Origin of the sequence: Thiocystis violacea, assembly GCF_016583565.1 — a bacterium.
GTDB lineage: Bacteria > Pseudomonadota > Gammaproteobacteria > Chromatiales > Chromatiaceae > Thiorhodococcus > Thiorhodococcus violaceus_A.
The window spans coordinates 1-1,130 of the sequence record NZ_NRRF01000213.1; the positions used below are offsets into that span (position 1 = coordinate 1).

Annotated in this window: 2 protein-coding genes; both read right to left on the minus strand. The window is 61.9% G+C overall.

Translation table 11 applies throughout. From position 1 onward, the window contains the following. Positions 1–163 (minus strand): PD-(D/E)XK nuclease family transposase (locus CKO23_RS24830; protein WP_200336227.1); only part of this gene is annotated, 163 nt, incomplete at its 3' end. A 131-nt stretch (positions 164–294) separates the two neighbouring features. Then, on the minus strand, positions 295–1,130 hold an 836-nt coding region (locus CKO23_RS24835; RefSeq protein WP_200336229.1), incomplete at its 5' end, for an Rpn family recombination-promoting nuclease/putative transposase.

The window sequence follows — 1,130 nt, forward strand, 5'->3', positions numbered from 1 at the left end:
CCTTGTCGTTGTAGGGATTGAGGATTTCGACCCAGGTGATGGGGGCTGGGAGATCGGGGCCAAGGATGGCGTTGAGAAAGTGGATCAGCAGCGCACGGTTGGTCTCGGCCCCCAGCAGGGCCTTGAACACGCAGTCGATCTTGGGGTCAATGGGATGATGCATGGGGAGAGTCTAGCCAGCATCAGGGGCGGAGACAATTCGCTGGGGCGTGCAACGGGAGACCTGACCCTCGGCTTTGACCCTCGGCTTGCAGTGACCCTCGGCTTGTTCATGGGTGATGGTAGGCCCTTGCCCTACGTGTGACCCTGACCACGCAGTTGGGCTTTGAGGCGCTCGATTTCGGCGAGGGCGGCATACTTCTCTTGCAACGCTTGCTCCTTGGCCGCGCGCTCCTGCTCCTTGGCCGCGCGTTCCTGCTCTTTGGCCGCGCGTTCCTGCTCTTTGGCCGCGCGTTCCTGCTCGGCATTCGCCCGCTCCTGCTCGGCTTCCGCCTGCAGTTCGTCCAGATGACGTTGGATGCCACGCTGCTCGCGCAGATAGTTCTGGCGCGCCTGGTAGGTGTGGTAGGCGCGCTCTTTCTCGGAGAAGGTCTTGAGGGTGTTCATGGCTTGCGTCATCTCGGGGGTCTGCATCCAGGACGGCAGGGCACTACTGTCGAGGGCTTCGCCGTCTTTGAAGAATTTCAGCCAGCGCTCCTGCTCGGTGTGGACCTGTTCGGCGTGGAACTTGTTCAACTCCAACAGCCAGATGCCGCCATGGTCGAAGAGCGGGCAGGCGTGGGCATCGCGCAGGCGGAAGTCGTGGGCGTAGCCGGGGCGGTCGCGCAGCAGGTCCTCGCCCAGCAGCCAGATGGCATAGGTGGGCTTGAGGGTGCCGTAATCGTCGCCGCTGTGCAGTTGAGAGCGGTAGAGGTCGGTCCAGGTATAGAGGATACGCGCCAGGAGGTCGCGATTGACGAGGAGCTGGATTTCGATCTGATGGAGACAATCGCGCGCGTCGCGTGCCTTGACGTCGACGATGCTGAGCTTGTCGTCGAGAAATTCCTTGTCGTTGTACGGATTGAGGATCTCGACCCAGGTAATGGGGGCCGGGAGATCGGGGCCAAGGATGGCGTTGAGAAAGTGGATCA